The organism is Candidatus Stygibacter australis (assembly GCA_030765845.1).
Taxonomy (GTDB): Bacteria; Cloacimonadota; Cloacimonadia; order Cloacimonadales; family TCS61; genus Stygibacter; species Stygibacter australis.
The window spans coordinates 1-5,840 of sequence record JAVCDJ010000204.1 but is presented as its reverse complement, the minus strand read 5'-3'; the positions used below and the strand labels follow the sequence as shown (position 1 = coordinate 5,840).

The following is a 5,840-nucleotide window of genomic DNA, read 5'->3' as shown; positions in this document are numbered from 1 at the left end:
CAGCCTATCCGTAATGAACAGAGAGCTAATTTCATGGTGCGGGATCTTAATCCTGGAGATGAACTTACAGTCATAGCCTATTGTAATTTATTTGGCAAAATTGAACGCACAATAACTATTACCGAGGAAAACTGGCAGGATAACACCCCAGAATAAGACAATCGTTCTCAATCCGCAACTAATGATTACACACAATAGTTACACCCCTGTAAAGGTATCAAACTGTTAACTTTGTTTACTCATGTATATTTTTGGGACAGGTACATAAAAAAGTCGGACCTGCCTGAGGGAGGTAGGCAGGTCCTTGGGTGTATGAGGAGGGGTTCTTTAGTTTAATACACTGGAATAAATCGCCATTTCTGGTTCATGTTCCCAGTATAATCTTTTGCCATTATCTGATCTTTATGATCTGCTTCAGTGTCGCTGGTCAAAGCTCTGCCGTTATATTCAGAAACAATATAAAACAAGTCATCATCTGAGGTAGAAATAATTCGCCAGTGATCAGTAGTGCCATTTAATTCACCACCGATCCTCAGATGATTATCTTTGCCAGCCGGATCAGGAATAATATGCAGGTGCAGATTATGTTGCGCCTTCACGATATAATAGGAATCCTCGCTTGCCTGCACAAGATAAAATCTTTGAGCAAAAGAGTTATTAGGTTTCCATAATTGCAGGTATCTATCAATATCATTATTAGAAAGATCAAGGTTGTAAATCCCGCAATCAGCGCAATTTAGATAGTAAGCAGTGTTAGACATCAGCTCAGGGCAATCCACGATGGGATTTACCTGTGCTGCATCCAATCTGGTTTTCTGCGGTACTGCCGCTGCCAGATGGAAGGTGATGATCATAACTGTCACCACTGTTAACACTTTTCGTATCATACTATCTCCTTTATATACCATTTAAGCATTTAATGTTCCATACTATAGCAATATTTATTTTTAATAAAAACTTGCTAAAACCTTGCGGATGGTTGAAAACCTCCGCAATGGTTGACCGTTATGGGCAAGATATTTATAAGGAAAATGGAAGGGATTAAGCTTGATCAACCATTGCGGAGGTTTTCAACCATTCGCAAGGTTTGGCTGGGAGATGCGTAAATAAAAAAAGAGAACTTGACGTGGATTCACTATAACCCATAATCAATTCAATAAAATTACAGGATAAAATAGATGAAAAAGAATCTAATTGCTGATTTGCATATTCACTCTCATTTTTCAAGGGCTACAAGCAAAGACCTTACCCCTGAATACCTTGACTGGTGGGCGAGACGGAAAGGCATAAATATTATTGGCTCTGGTGACATATCCCATCCTGGCTGGCTGGCTGAACTGGAAGACAAACTGCAGGAATCTGAACCGGGATTATATCAGCTTAAACCTGATCTCCGTCTCCCGGTAGAGGATGCTTTCAGAAGTTCAGAAGTCAGATTCATTCTCACCGGAGAGATCAGCTCCATCTATAAGCATAAAGACAAAACTCGTAAGATCCATAATATCTTTATATTACCGGATTTTGCAACAGCAGCACGTTTTCAGGCTAATCTGGAAAAACGTAAAGTAAATATCCGCTCTGATGGTCGCCCTATCTGTGGGCTTAGTGCTCATGATCTGCTGGAACTAGCTTTGGAAACTGATGAGCGCATTTTCTGCATTCCTGCTCATATCTGGACTCCCTGGTTCTCACTTTTTGGAGCAAAATCAGGTTATGATGATATTTCTGAATGCTTTGAAGATCTCACGGATCAGATAACTACTCTGGAAACCGGACTCTCAGCGGATGTGCCCATGATACGGCATATTTCTGCCCTTGATAAATATTCTCTGATCTCGTCTTCTGATGCGCATAGTCCTGGTAAACTGGGCAGAAATGCTACACGTATATATGCTGATTTAACCTGGAATGGAATAATCAAAGCTCTAAAGGATGGTGATCTGGAAACTATTGATATGCATCCCCAGGCAGGCAAATATCACTATGATGGGCATCGAAAATGCCATATCTGCTGGCATCCTGCCGAAACTGCTAAACACAATGGCATCTGCCCCATCTGCGGCAAACCTGTAACTATTGGCGTCCTGAACCGCGCATTTCAGCTTGCTGACCGCAGTGAATTACCTCCTGATCTAAAGCGAAACTGGCAATATATCATGCCGTTGCCAGAGATCATCAGCCGCATCGTAAAAACTGGTGTAACCAGTAAAAGAGTGATCAATAGATATAATCAAACCATGAACAAAGGACTCACCGAAATGCAGATTCTCCTCAGTAAGCCAGAAGATATTGAAGAAAAATTAGCTGATAAAGAAATAATTGAATTCATCCGACACTTCCATTCAGATAAGCTGCAAATCCAACCCGGATATGACGGTGAATACGGAAGAATCAGTCTTTCTTAGCTGAAAGACTGATGACTTCGGGACGGTGCGACTGTTGGACTTCGGGACATAAAAACTAACAAAACTAACTAATTTTTACCACAGAGCCACAGAGAACACTGAGCAATGTAATGTAAGATTTTTTAGCAACGAACAAAACTAACAAAACGAACTATTTTGATTTACATATCCCTTCAAAGTTAGGTGATAAGTTGGGTGAAGAGTTGGGTGATAAGTTGGGCAAAAATGAGATAAAGATACTAAAGATTATTTCTCAAGATAATCAATCAACTATTAAGACATTGTAAGGGGAAATGGGATTGAGTGATACTGGGTTATCAGACAGGTGGTCAAAAGGGTGGTCAGAAGGTATATTTTCATGTGTATTAAGGAAAAAACAGTTCAGGCTTTAGGTGATTTTAGTAAGAAAAACTTGTTATGCTCCACCCAAATTATTACCCTGAAGGGGTTAACTTGAAGTGTCCTCAAAAATCGGACAGTTGAAATTACTTGCATCAGATGGGAAAATAATAAATTCTTCTCTTACATTACATCTTTTCGTGTCATTTCGTGGCTTTCGTGGTTAAAAAATCTTACATTACATTCTCTGTGTTCTCAGTGACCTCTGTGGTAAAAGTCTTACATTACATTTAATTTTATATTTTACATTATTCTCGTCCTTTCGCCCTTTCACCCTTTCGCATTTTCACCCCTTCCTCCCTCCCTCATGAAGTCAAGCAGTCATGAAGTCAATCCCTCATTCCCTCTCTCCCTCATGAAGTCAAGCAGTCTAGCAGTCATATTCAGGGAGAAGCCTTCACCGAAAAAACTCTTGCCAAAAAATTAATTAATTCAATCTTGTGACATATGATATAAATGGTGTAAGAAATTTATTAGGATAGAGGAGATTTTTTAAAAACAATGAATTTGACTGAAATTGATAATATCTTAAGGACTTATAATGGCATTTTGTGAGAAACTGGTAAACAGGTCAGAAGTAAAGATAGCTGATTTGGAGGAATTATGAATAATCAGATAAATATTTATTGTGATGAAAGTTGTCATCTGGAGAACGACGGAAATAAAGTCATGACATTAGGGGCTATCTGGTGTGATAGGAATAAAGTGTCGGAAATAAACAGGGAAATCAGAGGTTTCAAAGTAAAGCATAGTATCAATAAGTTTGCTGAGATAAAATGGGTAAAAGTTAGTCCTTCCAAAAAGGAATTTTACATTGACCTGATCAATTATTTCTTTAATAAACAGGAATTACATTTTCGGGTGTTGGTTGTACCCGATAAGACAAAATTGGATCATCGCTATTATAACCAGACACATGACGATTTTTATTATAAAATGTATTTCAACTTGATCAAAGTAATTTGGCAACCCCATGTATCATATAATGTCTTTCTTGATATAAAAGATACTAAGGGGGGATATAAGATTAAAAAATTGCATGAAATTCTTTGCAGTCATCATTATGATTACAGGCAAGAGATCATTAATCAGGTTCAACAGGTAAGATCGCATGAAGTGGAGTTGATCCAATTAACAGATCTTTTACTGGGAGCAGTCACTTATGCGAATAGAAATTTAGAAGAGAGTAAAACAAAGCTGGAACTGATAGAACTTATTCGGCAAAGATCAGAATTAACTTTGTTAAAAAAGAGTTATCTTTCAGAGACTAAATTTAATGTGTTTATCTGGGAGCCAAATTATGGCATATAATGGGATTGAGTGGTTGCCGGAATTGCTATTGATTTCGGATTATAATAATGATTGGGAAGAATACATACAAATACTATACCAATATTTTAGTGAAGATTTTATTCATCATAAGCCTATCATCAATGGATATGAACTTCGTTTGAAAAGGTACCCTCTTAAGCAAGGAAAGGAAGCAACTTTCTGGCATTTAATTACGAGAGGAAAGGATGAGAGTACCCGTTTACCTGATATCGATAGATGTGAAAGAATCAGGTGGCCTAAACCGATAATACTAAATCTTTCTGAAAATGATATCAAGGCATTTAGCAGAAATATAAAAGGTGAAAACAGGATTCATCTATGGTTGGAGTCATTAGATTACGTGGTTGTAATTGCTGAAAGATATGATTCAACAAAGAATGAATATTATTATTTGCCCTGGACTGCCTTCTGTATTGATGAAAATCATACAAGGCGGAAATTTGAAAAGTATTATAATGCTCATAAAAAGGCTAATGCCGCTCTATTCGGAACGGCATCGTAACTCTTTCCACAACCTTGGTAGATGAGCTGTGTCTTTTTTATTATTTTTAAGAATATAGTCAAGAAAATTGACATATATATGTCATTATTAGTTTAATCAGCATGTAAAATTGAAGAATATCAGGACTGGACAAGTGGTTTCAATACAAAAGGAACGGATAAGGAGAAGTAGAAGATGGAAGAAATAGAGAAAACTGATAAGATCGCTGTATTTAAGGGTAGGAATATCCGGAAGGTTATTTTTGAAAATGAATGGTGGTTTAGTGTTGTTGATATCTGTAGTGTACTTGTAGAAAGTGCAGATGCTGGAGCGTACTGGCGTAAACTTAAGCAGAGGTTAAAAAAAGAAGGCAGTGAAGCCGTGACAGCTTGTCACAGGTTGAAGTTACTTGCATCAGATGGGAAAATGAGAATTACTGGAAAAATTACATAAAAAGTATATAAAAGGCTAATGCCGCTCTTTAATGAACGGCATCGTTACTCTTTCCACAACCTTGGTAGATGAGCTGACTGGAAAATGAATCTTGAAAGATATATGTCAATATAAATTCTTCTCTTACATTACATTTTTCGCGTAATTTAGTGTTTTTAGCGGTTAAAAGTCTTATATTACATTGATCCGTGTTTGTCCGTGTAATCCGTGGCTAAAGGTCTTACATTACATTCTCTATGTTCTCTGTGGTGGAAATTCTTACATTACATTTAATTTTACATTCTTGTCAGCCTATGGCTGATTACATTTCCCGTCTTCCATCTCCCGTCTCACGAAATATTCACCCTTTCACCTCTTCACCTTTTCGCACCCTCGTTTTCCAGAGAAACCTGTTCCGAAAAAACCCTTGCGAAGAAATTAGTTACTTTTTTTTGTTCAGAGTTTATATTACATAGTGACGAGGAGGAAATGATCTCTTGATCTCACTGAAGTAAATTCCTTGATCCCCCTAAATTTTAAATAAGGAGCGTAAAATGTTTGAGCCCTATGCTGTGTTAAGTCAATTGAGTGAATTGGTTGGAAATGCCAGAGAAGATGGTTTTTCAACCAGTGAAACAGGCAATTTGTGTAAAAGATTTTGTCTTTTTAAAGAAATTGAGGAATATGAGCTCTCTCCTGAAGATGTGTCAATATTGGCGATTGTCTGGTCAATGACTTTTGCTGAGGAATCAAAGATCAGTTCGCTTGAGGTCATGCGAAATCTTAAACTG

6 protein-coding genes are annotated in these 5,840 nt (G+C 37.4%); 5 read left to right on the top strand and 1 reads right to left on the bottom strand.

Annotated features, from left to right (window positions below):
• Positions 1–332: 332 nt before the first annotated feature.
• A complete protein-coding gene (locus RAO94_10700; GenBank protein ID MDP8322807.1) occupies positions 333–887 on the bottom strand; it encodes a hypothetical protein in 555 nt (184 codons plus the stop codon).
• A 291-nt stretch (positions 888–1,178) separates the two neighbouring features.
• On the opposite strand from RAO94_10700, the gene RAO94_10695 reads away from it, so the two are divergent.
• The 5 genes from RAO94_10695 to RAO94_10675 all read left to right on the top strand — a co-directional run.
• The gene (locus tag RAO94_10695) at positions 1,179–2,405 is read left to right on the top strand and encodes an endonuclease Q family protein (protein MDP8322806.1); all 1,227 of its coding nucleotides are present in this window, start codon (positions 1,179–1,181) and stop codon (positions 2,403–2,405) included.
• Positions 2,406–3,407: 1,002 nt separating this feature from the next.
• A complete protein-coding gene (locus tag RAO94_10690; protein MDP8322805.1) occupies positions 3,408–4,115 on the top strand; it encodes a DUF3800 domain-containing protein in 708 nt (235 codons plus the stop codon).
• Positions 4,105–4,638, top strand: coding sequence for a hypothetical protein (locus RAO94_10685; protein MDP8322804.1), 534 nt, complete (start codon positions 4,105–4,107; stop codon positions 4,636–4,638). Before RAO94_10690 ends, RAO94_10685 begins: the two co-directional genes overlap by 11 nt.
• A 174-nt stretch (positions 4,639–4,812) precedes the next feature.
• A complete protein-coding gene (locus RAO94_10680) occupies positions 4,813–5,070 on the top strand; it encodes a hypothetical protein (GenBank protein MDP8322803.1) in 258 nt (85 codons plus the stop codon).
• Between the two features lie 533 nt (positions 5,071–5,603).
• Positions 5,604–5,840 (top strand): hypothetical protein (locus RAO94_10675; GenBank protein ID MDP8322802.1); only part of this gene is annotated, 237 nt, incomplete at its 3' end.